Raw genomic sequence first — 25043 nt, 5'->3', positions numbered from 1 at the left:
AGAATTTCAATAAAAAAAATACTAAGCGTAAACCTAGTATTTTCAATGCGCGACTAAATCTATAAGCCGAGTTCTGTATTTGACAATCATCTATCTAGGCCTATTGTTACCAATAAGCTCAAGCGACACACCCGATGGCGGGACGGGCAGCCCCATATGCCATCCTATTCGGTCTTGCTCCAAGTGGGGTTTACATAGCCGCAAAGTCGCCAATGCGCTGGTGAGCTCTTACCTCGCCTTTCCATCCTTACCAGTCAGCCGTAACTGCTCTCATTTTAATAAATTAAAAATCTGGCGGTATATCTCTGTTGCACTTTCCTTCAAGTCACCTTGACTGGGAGTTACCCAGCACCCTGCCCTACGGAGCTCGGACTTTCCTCTCCTAAGTAAACTTAGCAGCGATTATCTGACTTACTCGCAGAACTTATGATAACACATAATCGCATTATTTGCAAATCATTTTAGAATTTTAAAATCTATAAGCGAGTCCTATAATTATCAATTATCTATTTTAAAAATTAATATACTGAATACGGCTCTTTAGATTTCTCCGAAATATATACTTTTAAATCTGGATCCATTCTTTTTAACTCTTCTTCTATATTTTCGAAAAATTTCTTGAATAGAGGCCACTCACAGCTGAAATGTGTTATATCTATTATTGACATGCCCATTTCTTTGTAGTCACTTACATAATGATAAGATGTATCTCCAGTTATTATAAGATCTGCTCCTAAATTTTTAGCTTCTTCAAAATAATCTTGTCCACTGCCATTTATAATTGCAACCTTTGAAATTTTGCTATACATATCTCCAACAACTCTTAAAAAGGGAGTTTGAAGTTTCATTCTTATATTTCTGCATATTTCTTTTAAAGTCATTTCCTTTTCTAATTCAACTATTCTTCCTATGCCACATCCATCATGGCCCTTCTTGTCATCTATAATAGTGCTGTTTTCATATCCAAGTAGGTTTACTATTATATCATTTAGTCCTCCTCCTACAGAGTCTAGGTTAGTATGAGCACTATATACATTTATATTATTTTTAATAAGCTCTATTATCTTCTTTCCTTGAAGGGTATCGGTAGTTATGGTTTGAGGTTTTATAAATAAAAGAGGATGGTGTGAAAATATTAAATTTGCTCCTTTTTCTTTAGCCTCTTCAATAACATCTAATGTGACATCTAATGCAACCAATATTCCTTTTATATTATCTTCTTTATCACCTATAGCCAATCCAACACTGTCATAACTTTCTTTAAGCTCTACTGGGGCTATTCCTTCTATATATGATGCAAATTCTTTAACAATTAAAGCCATGTTGTCAACTCCTCTAATTCTTTGATTTTTCTTTCAACCTTTTTCTTTTTTTCTAAAGCATTTTCAGTTACATCCTGAATTTTTGATAGTATCTTTTTATTGTTATCTATCTTTTCCATTAAATAATCTTTCATATGCACATTTCCACTTTTTAATAAAGATGAACTTACTTCATAGTATACCTCTGGTATAGAAACAGGAGAATTCCCTTCAAATTTTACTTTCATAACTTCATAATAAATTCCTTCGTCTAAACATAAGTCCTCTTCTAATATGGTTATTCCTTCTTCATAAAGAAATTTTCTTAATACTTCTGGATTTTGACTTGGTTGAAGAACCGCAAAATCTAGTTCTTTAAATATATCATAACTTTGTAATATTATATCTCTTATTAAATTTCCGCCCATACCAGCAATTACAGCCCCTTGAACTTCACCCTTTTTTACCGTTGTAAGTCCAGGTCCAAGTCGACATTCAACCTTATCCTTCATTCCATACAATGATACATTTTTCTTAGCTTTATCCACAGGTCCTCTATTTATATCAGAGGCAATAGCTTTATCACATAAAGTTTTCTCTGTTAGGTATATGGGTATATATCCATGATCTGTTCCAACATCAACTATTGAATGACATTTATCTACTAAATTACTTATCGTCTTTAATCTTATGCTTAATTCCATAATTTCTCCTTTGATCTCTATAAATTTTATGCAAATGCCACTAAAACCTTTATCTGCATAAATAAAAATGCTAAAGCAGATATAAGCGATATATAGATATATTTATATGCAGACTCCTTATCGTACTTTGCACAGAAGCGAGATGCATAATACATACATAATAATACTATCATATTAAATACACCATAAGTCATCTGTCTAAATGCAAATATCTTTCCTGTAGTAAATGCAATAACCTCAAAATTTGCATTGAAACTTACAGGCATCATTGCAGGAAGCTTGTTCATTAAATAAAACATAAAAGGATTAATTGTCATAAATATTATAATTGCTGATGCTAGAACAAATGGTATAATAAATTTTTTCTCTTTATATAAATGTACATTCTTGTTTTTTACAACTTCAAAAGTTTTAAGCTCTTTACCATGATTAATTAGCATTTCCTCAAACTTATCTATTCTTTTAGGGCTTATTCCATAGCCGATATCTTTAGTCTTTATATATAGAACCTCTCTGCAAGAAGGTGTATACATATAGGTAATGCCTACATTTTCAATAAGTCCCTTACCAAAAGCAAATTTTGATGTTCCTATACCAGAAAGCTTAGTTCCCTCTATAGCACCATTTTGTTTTCCATATCCTAAGATCTCATTCATAGGAATTTTAACTTTTCTAAAAGGCATAATAGTGTTTATTTCTATCATATCATCGTAAACTCTATATTCTAAAGTTAAATCCATTATAAAATAATAAAGACAATAAAGCGTAAAGCATACTATAAAAACCCCTATTAAATTTAAAATAATATAAGAATCTAAAAACTGCATCAAAAGTAATGCTAATCCATCAACTATGAATATACTTAGAAAAAGATAAATCGCTCCTCTTCCTCTTTCCGGTTTATAAATTTTCATTAAAGTCACCTCTATTCAATCAAATAAGTTCTCACTTTTATATTATACTATTATAAAGAAAGAAAAAAAGCACCAAATAGGTGCTAATCTAAATAATCTTTTAATTTTTTACTTCTGCTTGGATGTCTAAGTTTTCTAAGAGCTTTTGCTTCTATCTGTCTAATTCTCTCTCTAGTTACGTTAAATTCTTTACCAACTTCTTCAAGAGTTCTAGCTCTTCCATCATCTAATCCAAATCTTAATCTTAATACTTTTTCTTCTCTTGGAGTTAAAGTATCTAGCACATTGATTAGCTGTTCTTTTAGCATAGTGAATGCTGCAGCTTCTGCTGGTGCTGGTGCTTCGTCATCTGGTATAAAATCACCAAGATGGCTATCTTCCTCTTCTCCTATTGGAGTTTCTAAAGATACTGGTTCTTGAGCTATTTTCATTATTTCTCTTACCTTGTCTACAGGCATTTCCATTATCTTTGCTACTTCTTCAGGAAGCGGTTGTCTTCCCAGCTCTTGTAAAAGCTGTCTTTCTATTCTTATTAATTTGTTTATAGTTTCTACCATATGAACAGGAATTCTTATAGTTCTTGCTTGATCAGCTATAGCTCTTGTTATTGCCTGCCTTATCCACCATGTTGCATAAGTAGAGAATTTATATCCTTTTCTATAATCAAATTTCTCAACAGCTTTTATAAGACCTAAATTACCTTCTTGTATAAGATCTAGAAAAAGCATACCTCTTCCTACGTATCTCTTTGCAATACTTACTACTAGTCTTAGATTGGCTTCTGCAAGCTTTTTCTTTGCCCACTGGTCTCCTTCCTCTATCCTTTGTGCAAGATTAATTTCTTCTTCTGAGGATAAAAGTGGAACTTTCCCTATTTCTTTTAAATACATTCTTACTGGGTCATCTATTGCTATACCTTCTGGTATTGAAAGATCTAATTCACCCTCTGCAGGAGCCTCTTCTTGTATGTCTCCTATAACTTCTACACCCATAGATTCTAGTACTTCATAAATTTTTTCTATTTGTTCTGGTGCAAGCTCTACGTCATCAAGTTCATCCATTATTTCTTTATAGGTTAAGCTTCCTGATTTCTTTCCTTTATCTATAAGCTTTTTAACTATATTCATTTTGGCATTTTTATCCTTCATGTTCTTGCCTCCTTCCGTCATAAGCTTCTAATCCCCTTCCTAACTCTTTTTCTGAAGATCCTTAAGTTTTGATGCATACTTTAATGCTTCTTCAAATTTTCCAGATTCCTCAAGTTCTTTTATAATTTTTATAAGATTTTTTTTATCATTTTGAGATCTAAAATTATTTATCTCATTTATATAGTCGTCTATCAAAGACATGATTTGATCTTCTTCACAAATAATAATAGTGTCATTTATATTAACCCATTCTTTAATTATGTCAGTATTACTATTACATTTATTTTCTATATATGATTCTTTTTCTTTTAAATCCTTTTTGTCTCCACATTCTACTATAAGATTAAATATAAATCTATGAGCTTCCATTACAAAATCTGATTCATTGATATTTGAACATATATAGTCATAGCAATTTGAATTATTTCTAACCAGAAGTTTTAGTAGGCTACGTTCTGCCTTTATATATGCGGGTTCTACATATAATTTTTGTCTAAATCCTTCAGTTGTATTCATATTTTCGTAACTAGATGTAGCTTTTTGAATATTTTCATTCAATAAATCATAGATAGCATTCTCTCCTATTCCACTTTCCTCTGAAATTTTCTTGATATATACATCTTTTTCTATACTATCCAAGCTAGTAAGAATATCTGTAACTTTTTTAACATATGATATAACCATATCTCTATTTTTAAAGTTTACACCTTCTTTAGCTTTGTTTAGTCTATAATCAATTAGAGGTAATGCTAAATCCATTAATTTTTGAAAAGCTTCTTTTCCATTGTTTCGTATAAATTCATCAGGGTCTTTTCCATTTGGTACTGTAAGAACTCTAACATCAAAGCCATTAGACTTTAGTATTTCCAGCCCTCTCATCGTAGCCATCTGTCCCGCCAAATCCGCATCATAAGATATTATAACCTTATCTGCATACCTTTTTAAAAGCCGAGCCTGGTTCACCGTAAGAGCTGTTCCTAGTGAAGCTACTGCATTAGTTATTCCATGCTGATGAAGAGAAATCACATCCATATACCCTTCTACTATTATAAAAGTTCTAGTATTGCTATTTTTAATAGCAAAATTTAATCCGTATAGATTAGTTCCCTTATTGAAGATCAAAGTTTCAGGAGAATTTAAGTATTTAGGTTTTGAGTCATCTAAAACTCTTCCTCCAAATCCTATCACTCTTCCCTTGTAATCAAAAACTGGAAACATTACACGATTTCTAAATCTGTCGTATACAGTTCCCTTTTCGCTTTTTAAAACCAACCCCGCTTCTAATAATAATTCTTCCCCATATTTTCTACGAAATACTTGCAGTACACTATTCCAACTATTTAAAGAATATCCAAGTCCAAATCTTCTTATAGTCTTCTCATCTATGCCTCTAATGTTAAAATAGTTTTTACCAGTTTCGTATTTGTATAGATTATTAAAAAAGAATCTAGCCACTTCCTTATTTAAATTATATAAAATCTCCTTTTTGTCATGGAGCTTCTTAGAAGAGCCTTTTTCTTCTATTGTTATATTTGCTCTATCTGCCAAATATTTTACAGCATCTATATAACTCATATTTTTGTATTTCATAATAAATGAAAAAACATTGCCGGCTTCCCCGCAACCAAAGCATTTGAAAATTTGTTTATCGCTAGATACACTAAAAGAAGGTGTTTTCTCACGATGAAACGGACATAGACCTATATAATTTCTTCCGCTTCTTTTAAGTTTTACTACTTCTGAAATTACATCCACTATGTCATTTTGTTCCTTAATTTTCTCAATTATATGTTCTGGTATCAATGATACTTCCCACCTAACTTTTAATTGATAAAAGTCCAACAAAGAATATTATATTCGACACAAATAATGATTTTCCTTCTTATTTTTAACTTTTCATATAAATTTTTATAAAATTCTTCTTATATTTGACCTTTACTCTATATATATTCTTTGTAAAAACAGTTTTTCCTTCTATTCAGTACTATTTTTCTCTTTGGTTATTTTACCCACAACCTTAATAATATTATTCCTTATTATATTAAAAGATAACAATCTTTGGCATGTATATGTTATTGAATACATATATACAATAATCATCCGTCATACCTGATATGTAATCTGAAACTCCTCTACATATTCCATCATTATAGGCTATTTCTTGATATAGTTTCGGCATTTTTTCTGGATGATTTTTATAATACTCAAATACTTTTTTTAAAACAAATTTAGCCTTATCTCTTTCTTCACTAAGAACATTCCCGAGATATATCCTTTCAAACATAAAATTCCTAAGGGAAGTCAGAGCATTTCCTATATCTTCGCTTAATTCTATTTTTAAAACACCTTGTTGTATATTGTTTTTGCTCGTTTTTATACAGTCCTTTACTAATGTGTCAATTCTCTTGCTGTTAGTATCTCCAAGAAGGTTAATTATATTTTGGGGCAATTCTTCCTCTTTTAGAAGTCCCGCTCTTATAGAATCATCGATATCATGATTGACATAAGCAATTTTATCGCTAAACTTCACTATCTGTCCTTCTAAAGTATACGCAGTTTTATTACCTTTGCTAAATCCACTATGATAAAGAACCCCATCTAAAACCTCCTCAGTCAAGTTCAATCCTCTTCCATCTTTCTCTATATATTTGACTACTCTTATACTATTTTCATTGTGTTTAAATCCGTTAGGAAGAATCTCATTTAGAACCTCTTCACCACTATGAGCAAAAGCCACATGCCCAATATCATGACATAAGGCTACAGCTTCTACTAAAGTTTCATTGAGTCTCAAAGACTTTCCTATAGTTCTTCCTATCTGAGAAACTTCTAGTGTATGTGTAAGTCTTGTTCTATAATGGTCACTAGATGTTTTTATAAATACTTGAGTTTTATGTTTTAATCTTCTAAAAGCTTTACTGTGAATTATCCTGTCTCTATCAACCATAAAACACGTTCTTATCTCATCCTCTTTTTCATAGGATGCTCTTCCTTTAGAATCTTTACACTTGCAGGCCTCTTTAATAAAAATCATATCTTCATAATCTTCAATTTCTTTTCTTATTTCCATAAAACTCACCTCTTTGTATACTTCTATAAATCATCCTAAATTTCCTTTAAGGTTGTTATAGGAATAAACTCTAATATATAAATCATATATTAGTATGTATATATTTATTATTTGATTAATATGATTATAGTAAGATTAATTTTAAAGGAGTGTTATAATGCCTGAGGATTCTGCCAAATATCTTCAATATGAGCTTTTAAAAGAAGAGAATATTAAACATTATATTCTTCCTCATTATGGACTTGAAAACGGAACAGTATCTCAAATAAAGTTCAAGGATACAGATAAGCAAAGAGCTGTATATAGAATAGAAACTCCTACAAATAAATTCTGTTTAAAGAAAATATATTTTGATAAACCTCAGCTTCTTTTTGTATACTCTGCCATAGAATGGCTTTATAGATACGAAGTTAATGTTCCACGTATACTTCCAACTCTTCGTGGAGGTAGGTTTGTAGAAAAAAATGAAATGCTTTTTATATTAACAGAATGGGTAAACGGAGATAAATGTGATTATGATAACATAGAAAATGTTATGAATTCTGCTGCTAATCTTGCAAAACTTCATAATGCCGGCATAAAATTTCAACCAATTTTAGGCAGCGCATCAAGGACAGGATTTGATAGCATATATGATTCTACATCTAAACATTTTCAAGATTTATTAAAATGTTCAAATCTCGCATTTAAGTACAAGGATAGGTTTTCGAAAATATTTTTAGACTCGTTTGATTCTAATTTATTATTAGCGTCTAAAGCCTTAGAAATTTCATCCTCTATAGACAGTAATAATCTAAGAAGAAGTCTTTGTCACGGTGACTACGTAAATAAAAACATAATTTTTGATAAAAATAATAATGTTTTTGTGATTGATTTTGATAAATGCAAAATGGATTATTGCTGTCATGATATATCATATTTTTTGAGGCGTCTTTTGAAAAGAGAAAATACAAAATGGGATTTTGAAATTGCTATAAACGCTTTGTCTTTATATAATAAGACTTTGCCTTTATCCATTGATGAATATAAATATATTATAGCTTATCTCGCTTTTCCTCAAAAATACTGGAAACTTTCTAAGGACTACTATAACAATATTAATAAATGTAATAAACATTCTTTCCAATCACTTATTATACATGCTACTAAAAAGACTGATGGACAATTAGAGTTTATTAATAAACTTATAAACTATACTGAAAATCTTTTTAATTCATCATTATCATAAAAAAAGACCACTTTTTAGTGGTCTTTTTTATGTTTATTATCTTTTATTCTTAACTTGTGCTTGAGCTGCAGCAAGTCTAGCTACTGGAACTCTAAATGGTGAACATGACACATAGTTTAATCCTATATTATGACAGAATTCAACTGATGATGGATCTCCACCATGCTCTCCACATATACCAAGCTTTATGTTTGGTCTTGTAGATCTTCCTTTAACTGCTGCCATTTCAACTAATTTTCCAACTCCATTTTGATCTAACTTAGAGAACGGATCTGATTCATAAATTTTTCTTTCATAGTAATCATTCAAGAATTTGCCAGCATCATCTCTTGAGAAACCAAATGTCATTTGAGTTAAATCATTTGTACCAAATGAGAAGAACTCAGCTTCCTTTGCAATCTCATCAGCTGTTAGTGCAGCTCTTGGAATTTCTATCATAGTACCAATTAAGTACTTCATATCTGTTCCTTTTTCTTTTATTATTTCATCAGCTACTTTAACTGCTATATCCTTAACAAATTTAAGTTCTTTAACTTCGCCAACTAATGGAATCATTATTTCAGGTATTATATTGTAACTACATTTTTCTTTCACACATATTGCAGCTTCTATAATAGCTCTTACTTGCATTTCTGCAATTTCAGGATAAGAAACAGCAAGTCTGCATCCTCTATGTCCCATCATTGGATTGAATTCATGTAGTGATTCTACTGTATTTTTAAGATCTTCAAAGGTTAATCCCATTTCCTTTGCTAAATCCCTTATATCCTCATCATCATGTGGTAAAAATTCATGTAGTGGTGGATCTAAAAGTCTTATAGTAACAGGTCTTTCTTCCATAGCCTCATATATTCCTATAAAGTCTTCTCTTTGCATTGGAAGAAGTTTCTCTAAAGCTTTCTTTCTTTCCTCTACATTTTTGGCAACTATCATTTCTCTTACTGCTGAAATTCTGTCTTCTGCGAAGAACATATGCTCAGTTCTGCAAAGACCTATTCCTTCTGCTCCAAACTTAACAGCTTGTCTAGCATCTCTTGGGCTATCAGCATTAGTTCTAACCTTTAAAGCCCTTATTTCATCAGCCCAACTCATGAATGTTGCAAATTCACCACTTATTTGTGGCTCTTCTGGACTTATTGCTTGCCCATAAACATTTCCTGTATTACCATCTAAAGATATATAATCTTCACAACCATATACTTTACCATTTACTGACATAGTCTTAGTTTCTTCATTAACCTTTATATCTCCACATCCAGCTACACAGCAAGCACCCATACCTCTAGCTACAACCGCTGCATGAGAAGTCATTCCGCCTCTTACAGTCAAAATTCCTTCTGCTGCTATCATTCCTTCAATGTCTTCTGGGGAAGTTTCAAGTCTTACAAGAACAACATCTTCTCCCGCGTCTGATCTTTCCTTAGCTTCTTCTGCTGTAAATGCAATCTTACCACAAGCTGCTCCTGGAGAAGCTGGAAGTCCTTTTGCTATAACTTCTGCTGATTTAAGCTCTTTTGCATTGAAAGTTGGATGAAGAAGTGAATCTAATTGTTTAGGTTCTACCTTTAATATAGCTTCTTCTTTAGTTAACATTCCTTCTGCAACTAAATCAACAGCTATCTTTAATGCAGCCTGTGCTGTTCTCTTACCATTTCTAGTCTGCAAAAAATATAATTTTCCTTCTTCAATAGTAAATTCCATATCTTGCATATCTTTATAATGCTTTTCTAATTTATCAACGATTTTTACGAATTGATCATAAATCTCAGGCATATCATCCTTAAGCTTTGATATAGGTTGAGGAGTTCTTATTCCTGCTACAACATCCTCCCCTTGAGCATTCATTAAGTATTCAGCAAATAATTTCTTTTCCCCTGTAGATGGGTTTCTTGAGAACGCAACTCCAGTACCTGAAGTATCTCCTTTGTTACCAAATACCATTTGTTGTACGTTTACAGCTGTACCCCAGTTTCCTGGTATGTCATTTAATCTTCTATAAACTATTGCTCTAGGGTTGTCCCAAGATCTAAAAACTGCTGTTATTGCATCAATTAATTGAGTCTTAGCATCTTGAGGGAAGTTTTCTCCCATTTCCTTTTTGTAAAGCTCTTTAAATTTAAGTACCAATTCTTTTAAATCGTTACAATCAAGTTCAGTATCATACTGAACGCCTTTTCTCTCTTTTGCTTCATCTATTAACTTCTCAAATAATCTCTTTTCTACTCCCATTACTACATCAGAGAACATTTGTATGAATCTTCTATAAGAATCATATGCAAATCTTGGATTATTTGTCTTTTTTGCTACAACTTCTACAGTTTCATCATTTAAGCCTAGATTTAATATTGTATCCATCATACCTGGCATTGAAACTCTTGCACCTGATCTAACTGAAACAAGAAGTGGGTTATCTAAGCTTCCAAATTTCATTCCTGTAATTTCTTCAAGTTGTACCATCTTTTCTTCTACTTCAGTCATTATTTCTTTGGATATCATCTTACCATCATCATAATACTTGTTACATGCTTCTGTTGATACTGTAAATCCTTTTGGTACTGGGATACCTAGATTTGTCATCTCAGCTAAATTGGCACCCTTTCCACCAAGTAAATTTCTCATTGAAGCATTACCTTCACTAAAGAGGTATACATATTTTTTGTTGTCCATCTTATAACACTCCTCTAATTTGTGATTTTATTATAAATGGGATTTCCTCCCTATTTTATAAACTATTTAATCATTTTCACCTAATTTAAGGAATAACTTTGTTATGTTTGTTTTGGATACTTTACCTACAATTTTCATTACTTCTCTACCGTCTCGTTCCATTCTCTCTATCACGGGAAGACTATCCACTTCATGCTCTATAATTTTCTTAGCTGCAAGATAAGCGCTGTCCTCTCTCTCGATACAAATAATGTTAGGCATTCTAGTCATTATAATTCCAACTGGAACCTTGTGTATGTCAGTTCCACCTATTGCTATTTTTAGAAGGTCTTTTCTGGATATTGCTCCTACTAAAACTTCCTTGTTTTCTACAAATAGAGTTCCAACATCATTTAGGAATATATGAACCGTAGCATCATATACTGAAGTTTCTTCATTTACAACCACAGGTGCAGACATTATATCTTTTATTTTTATATCAATGATATAATCATATACCATACTATGGGATGGCTTTTGAGAATAAATATATCCGACCTTCGGTCTTGCTTCCAATATTCCAGTCATAGTTAGTATTGCTAAGTCTGGTCTGAGAGCTGCTCTTGTAACCCCTAGATTACGAGCTAGAGCTTCACTAGTTATAGGTTCATTTTCCTTAACTAGTTTTATTATTTCATGCTGTCTTGGTGTAAGTTTAATTGCCCTCACCTCTTTCCATAACATTCAAATACTATAATTAATTATACAACAAATCTACTTAATGGTATACACTATTTTTCAATTAGTCCATATTTTTTAACTTTATATATTATTTGGATTGTTATTAATTTTCTTTATTTTCTTCATCAAATTTTACTGTATACTGATAAACAGGCTCATCATTTGATATTATATTTCCATCTTCTGTACTCTTATTCTTTAAGTTAGTCGTAAAGTTTTTAAATCTATTCTTCATATCTTCAGCTACTGCAGAAGCTTTATCTTTTACATCATTTGCTGTTGTTTTTACTAGCTTATTTACCACTTCTATAGAGCCATCATCTTTTGTAATTTCTATTGTAACTTTTGATACAACTGCTGTTGCAGTAAGTATTGCTGCTATAGGCCACCATATTACTGCTATAACTCCAGCAGCGACTCCGGCATTTACTGGAACATCAACTATAACCTTATCATCTTTTTTCACTTTAATTCTAGATATATTGCCTTTTTCAATAGTATTTTTTAGCCATTCCTTAAATTGTTCTAAGCTTGTATCTACTGGAGATGGTTCATTATTCTTCTTCTCTTCAATGTAAATTATAGCGTCAACCACATCTCCATCACATGTTTCTAGAGCTTCTCTAGCTTCACCATAAGATACACCAGTTCTCTCTTTTATCATATCTAATTTTTCCAAACTAATATCTATCATCTTTAACACTCTCCTTAAACATAGTAAGCATTTCTAAACTTTTAGGTTTTCTTGAATAGCTGTTTTGAATTATGTATGATAATATTTTTTCTATTTCATCTTTAGTTTTTCTATCTAAATTAAGTCTATAAACTTTTTCAAAGGTAGTGTTATATAAAAACCTTAGAGCATTAAAAGTTCCTCTAGATACCACTAATCCTCTTTCCTTTCTACAGTTATCACAAACACCACCAGAATAAGCTAAGTTTATGTAATTAGATGATTTTAAAGGAGTTTTGCAGGCTACACAATGATTGAGCTCCATGCCATATCCTGTAAGCTTTAAAAGCTTAAGTTCGAAAGTACGAACCAGCATCTCATCATCCAAAGCATTTGAGTTCATAAAATAAAGAGCTGAAACAAATATTTTAAATAATTCCCGATTAGGTTCCTCTTCCATTTCACTTATGTCTATAAGTTCGCAAAGATATGTAGCATAAGTTAGTTTTTCTAAGTCATCTAATAACCCTTGAAAGGATGCTTTTATCCTTCCTTCATTTATTGTATACAAACTCTTTCCTTTATATAAAACATATTCTCCAAAACACAATGGCAGGGATGATGGAAATAACTTATTGCTATTCTTTTTTGCTCCTTTAGCTATAGCAGTTATTTTACCAAGATTTTCTGTAAATATCCAAAGGAGCTTATCATTTTCTTTGTAATCCTGAGACTTAATTATAACTCCATTAGTTTTAAACTGAGCCAGAAAATCATCTCCCTACTTTTTAGTTTTATAACCTAATTCTTTTAAGAATGATGGATTATCTCTCCATTCCTTTCTTACCTTTACCCAAATTTTTAAGTTTACATTTGCTCTTAAGAATTTTTCTATATCTTCTCTTGCATACTGTCCTATTCTCTTTAATGTTTGACCATTTTTACCAATGATTATTCCTTTGTGAGAATCTTTTTCACATATCATATCAACCTCAATGGTATACTTTCCTCGTTGATCCCTTTTCATTTGAATGATATCTACTGCTATTCCATGAGGCACCTCATCAGATAAAAGCTTTAAAGCTTTTTCTCTTATTATTTCGCTGACTACAAATCTCTCTTGAACATCTGTTATCATATCATCTGGATAATATTTCGGTCCTTCTGGAAGTTCTTTCTGCATAAGCTCTACAAGTACATCTACATTTTTTCCCTTTATAGCACTTATAGGAATTATCTCTTTAAATTTAAATTTTTTCCCGTAAGCTTCAAGAGTTTCTGCAACTTTATTTTGAGTATTCTCATCAATTTTATTTACGATTAAAAACATTGGTATCTCTATGTCTTGAAGCTGCTCTAATATAATTTCGTCTCCTTTTTGGATTTCTCCTTCTGGTGTTGTCAAAAATAATATTAAGTCCACTTCTTTTAATGCATCCTTAGCTACCTTTACCATATATTCACCAAGCTTATGCCTTGGTTTATGTAGTCCTGGCGTATCTACAAATACCATTTGATAGTCATCAGTTGTAAGTATTGTTTGTATATTATTTCTAGTAGTTTGTGGTCTTGGTGAAACAATAGAAAGTTTTTCACCCATAATATAATTTAATAGCGTTGACTTTCCAACATTCGGTCTTCCGATTATAGTAACAAATCCTGATTTAAACATTTTGCCTCCTATGCTTGATCTAAATCCTTTTTAGTAAAACTTCCAGGAATTATCTCATCTAATGTTTTTGTAATGAATTCTTTCTTGTTTTTAATTATTATAACAGGTATATCTTTATTTTCTGCGAATTCAAGCATAACCTGTCTGCATATCCCACAAGGATAAGTATATGCTTTAGTATCACCTATAACAGCTATGGCTTTTATAACTCTATGACCTTCTGAAACAGCTTTAAATATAGCAGTTCTTTCCGCACAATTAGTAGCACCAAATGATGCATTTTCAACATTACATCCACTGTATATAGATCCATCTTCAGTGAGCACAGCAGCTCCAACCTTAAAATGGGAATAAGGAGTATAGGCCGCTTCTCTTGCTTCTATAGCTTTTTCTATTAATACATCATATTTCATATTTTATTCCTCCAATAGTTAAGCTCTTGTATTTAAATTATAGCATTATTTATATGTATTTCAATAATGTTCTATACTATAGAAAGAAATTTGAATATTGCAACTGTTAAAAGTGTACCAAAAATAGCACCTACTATTACTTCCAAAACAGAATGAACCTCGGAATCAACTCTGCTTTGTGCAACAATTAGTGCCAATAGATAGCTAAGCATGACACTTATAGGTTCTTCTGTTATTAAGGCTATAGTTGTGGCTATTGAAAATGCTATAGCACTGTGTCCGCTTGGCATGCCTCCCTTTAATGGTGTTCCCTCTCCAAATATAGCTTTTACAATTAATGTAGTTATAGATACGAATATAAGTACTAAAAATATTAAATATGGATCTGAATTCTTTATCTTATCTATAGTTGAAAATGTTATTTCACTTAATCTATCCCAAAATATTATATATCCTACTATAAGAGCATTTATAGCTGTAACTAAAACTGCACCTGCTGCAACATTTTTTGCTATTTTTGCAAGAGGGTGATAATAGTTTGTCGTAGCATCAACAGCAGCTTCTACAGCTGTATTTATAAGTTCTGCCCCAATAACCATACTAACTGTTATTGTTATTATTAAAAGCTCCATTTTAGTAAGGTCATAAAAAAAGCACGCTGACAGAACACATAAAGTAGCAACCATATGAATCTTCATATTTCGTTGAGTTCTAACAGCATATATAATTCCTTCTATTGCATAGTTAAAACTATCTACTAGTCCTCTTATTTTCACAAAACCACCACCTCTTCTAGTATGTTTAAAAAGAGTTAAGTTTAATCTTAACTCTTTTTAAAGTTCCCTATTAATATTAAACTTGTCTAAAATATACTCTTCTCTTTGCCTCATAAGGATTTTCTCATCATTTTCCATATGGTCATAGCCCAAAAGATGTAGAACAGAATGTATTACCAGATAACAAGCTTCCCTCATGTAGGAATGCCCAAACTCTATGCTCTGCTCCTTTGCTCTTTCTAAGCTTAAAACTATATCTCCTAAGACTAAAAGATCTCCATCCAAGTCTTCTGCTTTAAATTCATATCCTTTATATGCATCTTTAAATACTTTTCCATTAGGATAATCTAGCATAGGGAAAGATAACACATCGGTTACCTTATCTATTCCTCTCTGCTCTTTATTTATTTCGTGAATACCTTCATTATCTACAAACAACAGACTTATCTCATAAGGAACTTTCACTTCCTCTTCTTTTAATGCAAAATCTATCATTTCAGAAAGCTTTTCTTTAAATTCTTCTGAAGGTTCTATCTTCTCTTGTTCATTATCTATAAAAATCATTATTATTCTCCTTGTTTCTTTAATCCTATAGTATGATCTGTAGGATATTCTATCCTTTGGTGGTAAATTCCATTCAAGGATTTCAAAAATGACTCTCTTATTTTATCCAAATCTTTTAATGTTAAATCGCAGTCGTCTAATTGTCCAGTATTTAATTTATCCTTTATTATGTTGTTTACCATCTCTTCAATTTTGCCTTTAGTAGGGTCAGGAATAGATCTTACAGCTGCTTCAACACCATCTGCCAGCATTATAATACCACTTTCTTTAAATTGTGGTATTGGACCCATATATCTAAAATCTTCTTCTTTTATCTCTTCTGGATTCTCTGCATTGTTCTTTGCAGTATAATAAAAATATTTTACTAAAGTAGTACCGTGATGCTGTTGTATTATATCTTGTATAACCTTTGGAAGATTATTTTCTTTTGCCATCTCAAGACCATCTTTTACATGAGATGTTATTATCAGCGTACTTAAATTAGGACTTATCTTATCATGAGGATTTTCTTTTCCTGTTTGATTTTCTTTGAAGAAATAAGGCCTTTTTGTCTTTCCAACATCATGATAATAAGCTGCTATTCTTGCCAGTACTGGATTTCCACCAACAGCTTCTGCAGCTAGTTCTGCTAAATTTGCCACAAGAACGCTATGATGATATGTTCCCGGAGCTTCCATTAGAAGTTTCCTCATAAGAGGATTATTAGGATTAGAAAGTTCTAAAAGTTTTATAACTGTGACTATGTCAAACATGCTCTCAAACAAAGGTAAGAAACCTATAGTTAAAATAGCCGCAAGAACACTTCCTGCTCCTGCATATCCGGTCTTTTTTATAACATCTAATATGTTATTTGATATAAGGGTTCCCATTGAAAAAGTTATTATCATATTAAATGCTGCAATATATATAGATGAGTACAATATATCATTTCTCTGCTGAAGTCTCTTAAGAGTTGTAGAAGCCACTATTATACTTACAAGTGCTATTATAGTTATTTCAACGTTAAAATCTACTACAGGACTTATAAGAAGTATATTTAATGCACTTATGACTATTGATACTTTATAGTTTAATAATATTGATAATAATAGTGGTCCACACGCAAAAGGAATTAAAAACGGAGATACAAAGTTCATAATCCTTGATATCACTATCATAGATACTGTAATGACGCTTATGAGTATAAGTTTTCTATTGTCATTATATATTTCATCCCTATGGTATTTATATAGGTACATCCATTGTAGATATAAGCTCATCATAACAACCATAGCTATTACAAGGTATATATACCACGCAGTGCCTACGGAATCATCTAATATACCTAAATCCATAAGGATTTGTATTTGTTCTGCTGTAGCAGGTTCTCCCTCTTTTACGACTATTTGATTCTTTTGTATCATTTCAGGAGTTATATTTTTTACTGCCTGCTTTTTCATTTCTTCCGTTTTATCTTTATCATAAAATAAGTTTGGCGCTATTTGATATACACCTATCATAGAAGCTACATCCTTAGATTCAGAGGACATATTAGATTTTGTAATAAACCCTAAAAATACTTCTTGAGCCTTTTTTAAATCTTCGGAATTATTTTCTTTTATGCTTCCTTCATAAACTTGATTCATTCCATCCAAAATCTGATTTTCCATTGAAGTTAAATCTTCCTTAGATAGCTTTAAAAGATATTCAAATCCATCATTCTTCAATGTTATAGGACTCTCCTCTTTTAATCTTGAAATCTTTTCTTTGTCTTCTATAGTCATGTCCCTATAAGTATTTACCTTAGCAAATAAAGTCTTTATATTTTCTATAGAGCTCTTTTTGACATCAGGTTTTTCCGTATACTGATTAGGGACATTTTCTTCAGCTTGTTTTTCCTTTGCTTTTGTCGCTATGTTGTTTATTACCTCTCTGTTGGCTTTTATATTGTATTTAGCTATTTCTCCAACAGATATATTTATCTTTTTAGCTATTTGAGAAGTCATAAGAACTACATAGCAAAGCATAAAGGTAATTATAAATATAAATGGTTTCTTATACTTTTCAAAAAAACTGCCTTCTTTTTTCGTTTCCATCTTTTATCACCCACTCGTTTTTAATGTGAAATAATCGTCTTTTTAATGTGTAGCAATATCTTGTTCCACTATAAAGACTGTTCTTATATTTACATTAGTTTCACTAATTTCTTTGTCTATTATTTTATCTGTTACTACTGAGCTTTTATCAAGATTTTTCGCAAGTTCTTCCTCCATTTTTTGCACTTCCTTTACCACCACATCATCTACATTACTTTCAAAAGCTTCTTCCTTAACTTCATAGTATATAGTGCTATTTAAAAATTTTCCACTCTCTTCTATTTTATCATATTTTGAATATTTCACATCACATTTTTTCAAATATAATTTTTTACCAAAAATATTTAAATATATATCTTTTTCCTGATTTCCAGTCCTTACATCATTTACTCCTTTTATCTTCACATTTTTCGAGTTTTCGTAAAAGGTTTTAGCTATCACAGTTCCCTCTGCAGGTGTTTCGTAGGTGAATCCTTCTTTACCTTGTATTCCTTGTATAAGAACCTGTCCTTTCTTTACTATATCTCCTTTTGATACTACAGCACTTCCAGAAGTAGTATAAAGCCTCACTATTTGTCCATCACATTTAGCAATTATATCTCCTTTATTTTCCTGTACCTTTATAGATGGTGGATTCTGCTTTTCTTCTATTTTAATTCTCAAAGTTCCGCCTTCTATTCTTGCTCTTGCCCACATTATTCTATCGTCATCTTTTTTCAAATCATTTTCTAAATCATATATATTTATAGATGATTTTTTTATTCCAGGCTTTATTCCATAAGTAAGAAGCTGTTGCCTTACTTCATAAGGAGATAAAACTTTTGTATCATCTATATTGATATTCCATACATAAAGGGACAAGTAATAAATAAGAAATATAAATATTGCTATCCCACTTATGAGAAGACCCCCATTTTTCACTCTAGATAGTATATATAATATACCATTAGATCTTAAAACCCTCACTTTGCACTTTTTTATTTTTGCTATTTCTTTTACATTTGATAAATCCCTTATATTTATATCTAAGTTAAGTATTGTTATGTTTATTCTTTTCAAATTCTTTATGTCTATCCCTTGAGCCCACATAGCATTTATAGTACTTTCTGGATGCATACCCTGGATCTCTATGGTTATAGTTCCACTTTTAATGCTATCTTTAATTTTCATTGCTTCCATACCCTACAGATTCTAAAATACCGCCTATAGTCAAGGTATTCCCCCCTATGAACAACACTTTAAAATCCCTTCCCTTTAGCGTTATTGATCCTACTTTAGAATTAACTACAACCATGTTTTCATCAAATACTATTAGTCCCTTATGATTCTCTATAACTATTTGATAGTTTCCGTCTATTATAATCTTAGGTATGTCCAAAGCGACTTCTAAAGGTATCCCTAATGTATCAGCTACAGCTTCTCTTGTTCTATTTAGTTTACCATCCATACTCTCACCTCATAAATTTTAAGTTTTCATAAATATCCTCATATTATCTTATGAGGATATTTTCTTATAAATGCTTATGAGATGAATAGTAATTATTATTTTTTGCGCAAATCAAAAGACTCACCTTTCGGTGAGTCTTTTATTTATTATTCAAGTAATTTTTTACTATTGAACTTACAAGTCTGCCATCGGCACGACCTACTATTTTCGGCCTTACTTCTGCCATAACTTTGCCCATGTCTTTCATGCTACTTGCGCCCAAGTTATCAGCTACATCTATAACAATTTTTTTAATTTCTTCTTCACTTAACTGCTGAGGAAGGTATTCTTTTAAAATTTCTATTTCAGCTTTAGCACTATCAACAAGATCTTGCCTATTTCCCTTTTGGAATTCAAGGATAGCCTCATTTCTTTGCTTAACTTCCTTTGCCAAAATCTCTATAACCTGCTCATCCTCAAGCTTAATACCATCAGTTTTTTCAACTAAAAGTATTGCAGACTTTGCCAAGCTAATAGTAGAAGATCTAAATTTATCTTTAGATTTCATTGCTTGTTTCCAGTCTTCTTGAAGTCTTTCTTTTATGGGCATATTTTTACCTTCTTTCAAAACTCTTACTTAAACTTTCTCTTTCTAGCAGCTTCTGACTTCTTCTTTTTCTTAACGCTTGGCTTTTCATAATGCTCTCTCTTTCTAACCTCTGAAAGAACACCAGCTCTAGCGCACTTTCTCTTAAATCTTCTTAACGCACTATCAAGTGATTCGTTTTCTCCAACTTTTATTTCTGACATCTAATATCCCTCCCTCCGCTAGCACATTATTACATTATAATTAAGTAAACTAAAGTAGCTAACGCTAATAGCACACGCTTAATTATACAATAAGCTATTCTTCACTGTCAACAATTTCATTTATATATTTTTTAACCTGGAGGCCAAGCAAGATTTCTTCCACCTAATAAATGAAAATGAAGATGATCTACAGTCTGTCCTCCATGTTCTCCACAGTTGCTTACAACTCTATAGCCATCCTTGTCTATTCCTTGTTCTAATGTTATTTTATTAATAACTTCAAAGATATGTGCTATTATATGGCTATTGTCATTGTTGATTTCATTAATATTCCTTATGTGACATTTTGGCACAATTAAAATATGAAACGGTGCTTCTGGACTTATATCTTTAAAAGCAAAAACAACATCATCTTCATAAACCTTTTGAGATGGAATCTCTCCATTTATGATTTTACAAAAAATACAGTTTCCCATGATTTCACCTCCTTTAATGTGCTTATGTAAAAGTATATCTTTATAAAACTTCTCCAATAAGGTTATCTTTAGAAACTTCTTTTATATATACTTTTTTTATCTGTCCAATTAAATCTTCAGTACCTTCACATATAGTTTTTATATAGTTTGGAGTATATCCTGTATATATTTTTTCTTCTCCATGTACAACTTCCTCAAATAATACATCTACAGTTTTTCCAACCATTTTTTTCATGAATTCTTCTTCATTCTTTTCATTAAGTTCAATAAGCGCTTTGCTTCTTTCTTCCTTTATTGTACCATGAATTTGGTCTTTCATAGTAGCTGCTTTTGTACCTTTTCTTGGACTATATTTAAATATATGCATTTTAGTAAGTCTTACATCTTTTAAAAATTCATAAGTCTCTTTAAACTCTTCCTCAGTTTCACCTGGAAACCCTACAATTATATCTGTAGTTATAGATACATCTTCTATAGAGTTTCTAAGCATATTAACTATATCTTTATATTCCTCTTTAGAATATCTTCTATTCATCCTCTTTAATGTATCATTGCTTCCACTTTGAAGGGATAAATGAAAATGAGGACATAATCTTTTAAGTTTTACAAGCCTTTCTTTTATATCTTCTGTAAAAAATGTAGGATCTATAGAACCTATTCTTACTCTCTCTATACCTTGGATTTTTTCAATTTCTTCTAGTAGATCCATAAGTGTTGTTTTATCTTCTAAGTCTACACCATAGGAAGCGGTATGTATTCCTGATAATATTATTTCTTTAAATCCATGTATTGCAAGATTTTTGACTTCTTCTATAACTACCTCTGGTTTTTTACTACACACAGCACCTCGTGCATAAGGTATAAGGCAGTAGCTACAAAATCTATTGCATCCATCTTGAATTTTTAAGAAAGCTCTTGTTTTATCCTGATAATCTTCTATCTTAAGTTCTTCAAAAACCTTATTTTTCAATATATTTTCTGTTACATTTACAACCTTGCTTTTTTCTGATTTTGCTCTATTAACCCAATATACTATATCTCCTTTATTTCTTGTTCCAAGGACTACATCTACACCATCTATTGATGAAACTTCGTCTGGAGCAATCTGAGAATAACATCCAACTACTGCAATTATTGCTTTTTCATTAAGTCTTCTTGCTCTTCCTATTATCTGACGAGATTTCTTATCTCCCATATTGGTAACAGTACATGTATTTATAACATAAACATCAGCTTTTTCAGAGAAGTCTACAACTTCATAGCCTTCCTTTATAAATTTCTCTGCCATAGCTTCTGATTCATAAACGTTAACTCTACATCCTAAAGTAGAAAAAGCTACTTTCATTATACGACACCTCCTACATCCCCTAATTCATATTGAAGAATAGCAGTACATACAAAACCTGCACTTTCAGTCCTTAAAATTCTAGGTCCCAAAGTCACTATATGAGCTCCTATATCTTTAAGTTTTGATATCTCCTCTTCTTCAAAACCGCCTTCAGGTCCTATCACTATAGCAATATCCACTATAGATTCTGCATTTAAGTTATCCATCATCTTTTTTATTCCATATCCTTCTGCATTTTCATAAGGCACCACAATAAGGTCCATATCATTTATTTCACTCATCATAATTTCAAAGGATATAGGAGTATTTATAGAAGGTATTAAGGTTCTCTTACTCTGTTTAGAGGCTTCTAAGGCTATTCTCTGCCATCTATCTACTTTTTTAAATTCACCCTCATTTTTTACAATAACTCTTTCTGTTATGACAGGAGTTATAGATGAAATACCAAGTTCTGTTCCCTTTTGAGCTATTAAATCCATCTTTGTAGATTTAGGGAGCCCTTGATATAAATGAATTCTTATTGGACTTTCATTGCTTACATCTAACTTTTCTATAATTGCAAGCTGAACTTCTTTTTTGTTTATATCATCTATGCGAGCTAAATATTCCTGACCATTAAGATTATTGATTATGATTTCATCCCCAACTTGCAATCTTAATACTTTATAAATATGTTTTACATCATCGCCTTCTATTAAGGCTTTATCTCCATCTATAAGATTGTTTGAAATGAAAAACTTATGCATTATTACTCTCCTTTAAGCTTCTGCAATTATGCAAAGCCATTCTCCCTGCTCTTTAACTTCTTTTATCTTAAATCCTTTTTCTTTAAGTTTTGTTTCAACAAGTTCTCTTCTTTCTCTTATTATTCCTGAAGTTATAAAAAGTCCTCCAGGAACTAAGAAATTCTTAACGTCTTCTGCAAGAACTACTATTATTTCTGCAATTATGTTAGCAACTACTAAGTCAGCTTTCCCTGTTACAACATCCATAAGATTTCCATAAAGAATTTCTATGTTATTTAAATCGTTAAAGCTTACATTCTCCTTTGCTGAGTCTACAGCTACAGGGTCTAGATCAACTCCTATTACCTTTTTCGCACCAAGTTTAGCTGCTGCTATAGCTAATATTCCTGAACCTGTTCCTATATCAAACACCGTAGTGTCACCTTTAACATTTTCTTCCAAAGCCTCTACACACATTCTTGTAGTTTCATGAGTTCCTGTTCCAAAAGCCATTCCAGGATCAAGCTCTATAATCATTTCCCCATTAGCTTCATATTCTTCCCATATAGGCTTTACAATTATATTTTTTCCTATTTTCGTAGGCTTATAATACTTCTTCCAATTGTTGGCCCAATCTTCTTCATTTACTTTTATGTACTCCACAGTACCTTCTCCAATATCTACGCCCATATCTTTGATTTCTATAAGCTTAACTTTTATGTATTCTAAGATTTCTTCCATATCATCTTCTACTGAAAAATATCCTTTTACTACTGCAGCCTTTCCACCATGCTCTAATATGTTTATATCTGCAAAATCCCATGTAAGAGGTCCTTGTTCTCTCTCTAATATATCTCTAGGGTCTTCTATAGCCACCCCTTTTACATCTAATCCGTAAAAAATCCCCTGCACCATCTCTAATGCATCAGGCTTTGTCACAACTTTAACTTCTATCCAAGTTCCGTTCACTAATATCATCCCTTCTAAAGTTATCTGCTTCATTGTTAGTTTCTAATTTACTTATATATTTTATACCTTATCTTAAAATATGTCCACAATACTATTATCTAAGCATAAATGTCTATACTTTTTACTTTAAAATAATAGACCTTCAGCCTTTTATTTTAGGTTGAAAGTCTATCTCATTTTAAGTCTATCTTTTGAATTTACTGAAAAATCCTTTTTCATGCTCTGATTTATGTTCTCCACTTGCTTCTAAAAACATTTCAAGAGCTTCCTTTTGTTTGTCATTTAACTTCTTTGGAACTTCAACTACGACATCTACATACTGGTCTCCCCTAGAAGAACTATTTATCTTAGGTACACCTTTTCCTTTAAGTCTAAATCTTGTTCCTGGCTGAGTTCCAGATGGCACTGTATAAATTACATCTCCATCTACTGTAGGAACTTTTATTTCTGTTCCAAGAGCCGCTTTAGCCATAGATATATGTGTGTCTATATAAATATCATTGCCTCTTCTCTTAAAATATTTATGAGGAGCTACATTTATTCTCACGTAAAGGTCTCCTGCTGGTCCACCTTGTCTACCATGGTCTCCCTGACCTCTTAGTGGTATTACATTTCCAGTGTCTACTCCAGCTGGTACATTTATTGTTATATTCTTTCTCTTATTTTCTTTTCCACTTCCGTGGCAGTTAGGGCATGGATCTGATATTATCTTTCCTTTACCTCCACATTTATCACAAGTTGAAACTGTAGCAAACACTCCAAGTGGTGTTTGTCTTTGAACTCTTACCTGACCTGTTCCATGACATTTGTCACATGTTACAGGAGAAGTGCCTGACTTAGCTCCACTTCCATGGCACTTTTCGCAGTTCTCTTCTCTATTTATAGTTATTTCTTTAGTTGTTCCAAATACAGCTTCTTCAAAAGTTAAGTTTAAAGTGTACTCAAGGTCATCTCCTCTTACAGGTCCATTCTTACGTCTTGAGCTTCCTCCAAAACCTCCTCCAAAGATATCTCCAAATCCTCCAAAGATATCTCCTAAGTCACTGAAATCAAAGCCACCTGCACCTCCGCCAAAGCCTGCTCCATCAAAGTCAGCAGTTCCAAACTGATCATATCTTGCTTTCTTCTCTGGATCACTAAGAACTTGGTAAGCTTCATTTATCTCTTTAAATCTTTCTTCTGCTTCTTTATCTCCTTGATTTTTATCAGGATGATATTTTATAGCTAGTTTTCTAAATGCACTTTTTATTTCACTTTCGCTGGCACCTTTTTGAAGACCCAGCACTTCATAATAATCCTTCTTTGCCATGGATTTACACCGCCTATAACTACTATTTTCACTACTTATCTATATAATGCCCACC

At 31.7% G+C, this 25043-nt stretch carries 25 protein-coding genes and 1 other RNA gene; 1 reads left to right on the top strand and 25 read right to left on the bottom strand.

Annotation, left to right across the window (positions count from 1 at the left end):
- Window positions 1-46: 46 nt before the first annotated feature.
- The 7 genes from rnpB to KQH81_RS06800 all read right to left on the bottom strand — a co-directional run bounded on the left by rnpB (window position 47) and on the right by KQH81_RS06800 (window position 7137).
- Window positions 47-418, bottom strand: an RNA gene (rnpB, locus tag KQH81_RS06830) — RNase P RNA component class A.
- Between the two features lie 100 nt (window positions 419-518).
- On the bottom strand, window positions 519-1322 hold the full coding sequence (locus KQH81_RS06825; RefSeq protein ID WP_027637983.1) for a Nif3-like dinuclear metal center hexameric protein: 804 nt from the start codon (window positions 1320-1322) through the stop codon (window positions 519-521).
- Entirely contained in the window at window positions 1313-2005 is a 693-nt protein-coding gene (locus KQH81_RS06820) for a tRNA (adenine(22)-N(1))-methyltransferase (RefSeq protein WP_027637982.1), read from the bottom strand. Before KQH81_RS06820 ends, KQH81_RS06825 begins: the two co-directional genes overlap by 10 nt.
- A 26-nt stretch (window positions 2006-2031) precedes the next feature.
- On the bottom strand, window positions 2032-2919 hold the full coding sequence (locus KQH81_RS06815) for a PH domain-containing protein (RefSeq protein WP_027637981.1): 888 nt from the start codon (window positions 2917-2919) through the stop codon (window positions 2032-2034).
- Window positions 2920-3002: 83 nt separating this feature from the next.
- Window positions 3003-4067, bottom strand: coding sequence for an RNA polymerase sigma factor RpoD (rpoD, locus tag KQH81_RS06810; RefSeq protein ID WP_051196189.1), 1065 nt, complete (start codon window positions 4065-4067; stop codon window positions 3003-3005).
- A 39-nt stretch (window positions 4068-4106) separates the two neighbouring features.
- A complete protein-coding gene (dnaG, locus tag KQH81_RS06805; RefSeq protein WP_027637979.1) occupies window positions 4107-5870 on the bottom strand; it encodes a DNA primase in 1764 nt (587 codons plus the stop codon).
- A 238-nt stretch (window positions 5871-6108) separates the two neighbouring features.
- A complete protein-coding gene (locus KQH81_RS06800) occupies window positions 6109-7137 on the bottom strand; it encodes a deoxyguanosinetriphosphate triphosphohydrolase (protein WP_074844182.1) in 1029 nt (342 codons plus the stop codon).
- 157 nt (window positions 7138-7294) lie between these two features.
- On the opposite strand from KQH81_RS06800, the gene KQH81_RS06795 reads away from it, so the two are divergent.
- A complete protein-coding gene (locus KQH81_RS06795) occupies window positions 7295-8365 on the top strand; it encodes a CotS family spore coat protein (protein ID WP_027637977.1) in 1071 nt (356 codons plus the stop codon).
- Window positions 8366-8401: 36 nt separating this feature from the next.
- On the opposite strand, the gene ppdK is transcribed toward KQH81_RS06795, so the two are convergent.
- From ppdK to dnaJ, 18 genes are all read right to left on the bottom strand, one after another.
- A complete protein-coding gene (gene ppdK / locus KQH81_RS06790; RefSeq protein WP_027637976.1) occupies window positions 8402-11032 on the bottom strand; it encodes a pyruvate, phosphate dikinase in 2631 nt (876 codons plus the stop codon).
- Window positions 11033-11098: 66 nt separating this feature from the next.
- On the bottom strand, window positions 11099-11740 hold the full coding sequence (locus KQH81_RS06785; RefSeq protein ID WP_027637975.1) for a helix-turn-helix transcriptional regulator: 642 nt from the start codon (window positions 11738-11740) through the stop codon (window positions 11099-11101).
- A 115-nt stretch (window positions 11741-11855) separates the two neighbouring features.
- Window positions 11856-12446: a DUF4342 domain-containing protein gene (locus tag KQH81_RS06780; protein WP_027637974.1), complete on the bottom strand. Its 591-nt coding sequence runs from the start codon at window positions 12444-12446 to the stop codon at window positions 11856-11858.
- Window positions 12433-13194: a DNA repair protein RecO gene (recO, locus tag KQH81_RS06775; RefSeq protein ID WP_027637973.1), complete on the bottom strand. Its 762-nt coding sequence runs from the start codon at window positions 13192-13194 to the stop codon at window positions 12433-12435. Before recO ends, KQH81_RS06780 begins: the two co-directional genes overlap by 14 nt.
- A gap of 12 nt (window positions 13195-13206) precedes the next feature.
- Complete coding sequence (gene era, locus KQH81_RS06770) at window positions 13207-14097, bottom strand: GTPase Era (RefSeq protein WP_027637972.1); 891 nt, start codon at window positions 14095-14097, stop codon at window positions 13207-13209.
- An 8-nt stretch (window positions 14098-14105) separates the two neighbouring features.
- A complete protein-coding gene (locus tag KQH81_RS06765; protein WP_027637971.1) occupies window positions 14106-14510 on the bottom strand; it encodes a cytidine deaminase in 405 nt (134 codons plus the stop codon).
- Window positions 14511-14581: 71 nt separating this feature from the next.
- A complete protein-coding gene (locus KQH81_RS06760; RefSeq protein ID WP_027637970.1) occupies window positions 14582-15286 on the bottom strand; it encodes a diacylglycerol kinase in 705 nt (234 codons plus the stop codon).
- A 57-nt stretch (window positions 15287-15343) separates the two neighbouring features.
- Window positions 15344-15850 (bottom strand): rRNA maturation RNase YbeY, encoded by a 507-nt coding sequence (gene ybeY / locus KQH81_RS06755; protein ID WP_027637969.1) that lies wholly within the window; start codon window positions 15848-15850, stop codon window positions 15344-15346.
- 2 nt (window positions 15851-15852) lie between these two features.
- Window positions 15853-17925 (bottom strand): HD family phosphohydrolase, encoded by a 2073-nt coding sequence (locus tag KQH81_RS06750; RefSeq protein ID WP_027637968.1) that lies wholly within the window; start codon window positions 17923-17925, stop codon window positions 15853-15855.
- Between the two features lie 42 nt (window positions 17926-17967).
- A complete protein-coding gene (gene yqfD, locus KQH81_RS06745; RefSeq protein WP_027637967.1) occupies window positions 17968-19095 on the bottom strand; it encodes a sporulation protein YqfD in 1128 nt (375 codons plus the stop codon).
- Entirely contained in the window at window positions 19085-19372 is a 288-nt protein-coding gene (gene yqfC / locus KQH81_RS06740) for a sporulation protein YqfC (protein WP_027637966.1), read from the bottom strand. The genes yqfD and yqfC overlap by 11 nt, the downstream gene beginning before the upstream one ends.
- Window positions 19373-19511: 139 nt before the next feature.
- The gene (locus KQH81_RS06735; RefSeq protein WP_027637965.1) at window positions 19512-19961 is read right to left on the bottom strand and encodes a GatB/YqeY domain-containing protein; all 450 of its coding nucleotides are present in this window, start codon (window positions 19959-19961) and stop codon (window positions 19512-19514) included.
- Between the two features lie 23 nt (window positions 19962-19984).
- Entirely contained in the window at window positions 19985-20161 is a 177-nt protein-coding gene (gene rpsU / locus KQH81_RS06730) for a 30S ribosomal protein S21 (RefSeq protein WP_027637964.1), read from the bottom strand.
- A 131-nt stretch (window positions 20162-20292) separates the two neighbouring features.
- Window positions 20293-20637: a histidine triad nucleotide-binding protein gene (locus KQH81_RS06725; RefSeq protein ID WP_027637963.1), complete on the bottom strand. Its 345-nt coding sequence runs from the start codon at window positions 20635-20637 to the stop codon at window positions 20293-20295.
- A gap of 40 nt (window positions 20638-20677) precedes the next feature.
- Complete coding sequence (gene mtaB / locus KQH81_RS06720; RefSeq protein ID WP_027637962.1) at window positions 20678-21982, bottom strand: tRNA (N(6)-L-threonylcarbamoyladenosine(37)-C(2))-methylthiotransferase MtaB; 1305 nt, start codon at window positions 21980-21982, stop codon at window positions 20678-20680.
- Entirely contained in the window at window positions 21982-22731 is a 750-nt protein-coding gene (locus KQH81_RS06715; RefSeq protein WP_027637961.1) for a 16S rRNA (uracil(1498)-N(3))-methyltransferase, read from the bottom strand. Before KQH81_RS06715 ends, mtaB begins: the two co-directional genes overlap by 1 nt.
- A 12-nt stretch (window positions 22732-22743) precedes the next feature.
- Window positions 22744-23679 carry a 50S ribosomal protein L11 methyltransferase gene (gene prmA / locus KQH81_RS06710; RefSeq protein ID WP_027637960.1) on the bottom strand — a complete coding sequence of 312 codons (936 nt, stop codon included), beginning with the start codon at window positions 23677-23679 and terminating at the stop codon, window positions 22744-22746.
- A gap of 184 nt (window positions 23680-23863) precedes the next feature.
- Complete coding sequence (gene dnaJ, locus KQH81_RS06705) at window positions 23864-24988, bottom strand: molecular chaperone DnaJ (RefSeq protein WP_027637959.1); 1125 nt, start codon at window positions 24986-24988, stop codon at window positions 23864-23866.
- Window positions 24989-25043: the final 55 nt, after the last annotated feature.

It is taken from the genome of Clostridium cadaveris, from assembly GCF_020911725.1.
Lineage (GTDB): Bacteria > Bacillota > Clostridia > Clostridiales > Clostridiaceae > Clostridium_X > Clostridium_X cadaveris.
This window is presented reverse-complemented; position numbering and strand designations above follow the sequence as displayed.